This is a genomic window from Aetokthonos hydrillicola CCALA 1050, assembly GCF_017591665.1.
GTDB classification, from domain to species: Bacteria; Cyanobacteriota; Cyanobacteriia; order Cyanobacteriales; family Nostocaceae; genus Aetokthonos; species Aetokthonos hydrillicola.
On sequence record NZ_JAAKGC010000366.1, the window covers coordinates 1 to 1,661 of the forward strand.

At 34.3% G+C, this 1,661-nt stretch carries 1 protein-coding gene and 1 pseudogene; both read left to right on the forward strand.

Going from position 1 to position 1,661, the window contains the following annotated elements; genetic code table 11:
- Positions 1-243: 243 nt before the first annotated feature.
- Positions 244-492: a hypothetical protein gene (locus tag G4P69_RS37980; protein WP_243902294.1), complete on the forward strand. Its 249-nt coding sequence runs from the start codon at positions 244-246 to the stop codon at positions 490-492.
- Positions 493-961: 469 nt separating this feature from the next.
- A pseudogene (locus G4P69_RS37985) lies at positions 962-1,348 on the forward strand (IS1634 family transposase); the annotation flags it as partial.
- Between the last annotated feature and the right edge of the window lie 313 nt (positions 1,349-1,661).

The following is a 1,661-nucleotide window of genomic DNA, read 5'->3' on the forward strand; positions in this document are numbered from 1 at the left end:
TGATTTCCAAGAAAGAAAATACCTGGGGAATGCGAGTTTCGACTTCGCTCAACTCGCGATCTCTCAGTTGGTTGAGCGAAGCCGAAACCAACTAGGGTGGTATATTTATTCCCGTAAATCACCTTAGATAAGAGGTAAGAGGAGGGGAACATCCTAAATGTTTAAATTTATAATTTGGGAGTGCGAGCATCTTGCTCGCTTGCTGCGGTATGTGAGCAAGATGCTCACACTACCTTTTAAAAATTGGAATGCTTCCTAATACGAGTGCGATCGCTGGAAAAAGCAATGGTTGAACTAAAACTCATCTCAAAATACCCAGATTCACTGAGACAAATTATTCAAAGTGGTTTGTCAGAAAGATTACATAGTATCGAGGCTGGTATAAAGCGCACAGAAGAACGCCTTCAGGAATTTGAAACTAAGTATCAATTATCAACAGAAGACTTTATTATTCGTTTTAATAATAATGAATTTCCACATAACTTTGACTAACATTTCTTCTGATACCAAGTTGCCAAAGATAGGATTTTTTGGATTCGAGTTTCCTTCTAAACGTGAGTATTCCCAAGTCTTTTAGAACGTAGTGCGAGCATCTTGCTCGCTTACATGTCACGCGAGCAAGATGCTCGCACTACCAAATTATAAATTAAAACATTTGCGATGCTACCTTCTGAACTGACTTTCAAGGAAATAATACGATCTAAGACAACTTGGTATGATATATTATTCCAACAGTGAGCAAAATTCATACTTGGGTTAACTGTTCCTTTTTTGATTTATTTAAAGCCCACATTGCGCACTTCATAATGTAGTACATATTGTTATACAATAACTGTTTGACACTAGTAAATAAAAATACTCAAAAAAATTAAGTAAGTTGGCATGAAGCGGTTGTGTGAAAATAAAGCTGATAAAGAGCCGATAAATACTTCTTCGGGATGGCGTTAAGTGGTGAAAAGAAGAAATTATTACAAATTATAAAAATCAACAGTCTTGTGAAAGAGGATTTAGGTTTCTCAAAGATCCTTTATTTTTTGCTGATAGCTTCTTTGTGGAGAATCCTGAAAGAATAGAGACGATGTTATTTTTAATGTCTCTATGTTTGTTAGTTTATAATCTCGGTCAAAGAGAACTTAGAAATAGCTTAAAGAGAGCCAACTTTGGAATCAAGAATCAACTAGGAAAGTTAACACTCACCCCTACATTAAGATGGGTATTTCAATGCTTTCAAGGAACTCATATTTTGACTTTAAATGGTGTTCATCAAATTGTTAATTTAACTGAGGACCGAAAATTTATTTTAAATAATCTGCCTTCATCTTGCCGGAAATATTATTTACTTTCTTAATTTAAACAACGTCTAGATATTGGATAACAATTTATCAATATCCGAAGGAATCATTATTGTTCCTCGAATTTATAGTGCCTATACAACCTATTTTATCAGTTAAATATTTTATATTTAATTATTTTTCTTGAAAAGAAATTTAGTTCGTTATTCTTTTCTTAATTATCCTGACTTTCTTACTTTTATTTGTTTTGTAACTCAACCGTATTTCAAATTGAAGTGCGCAATGTGGGTGCACCTGGCTTTAGTTGATTCTAGTTCAGAAAGGTTCAGTTGGTTTCTGCACCGTTTTGCTCTGGAGATACACGCGGTT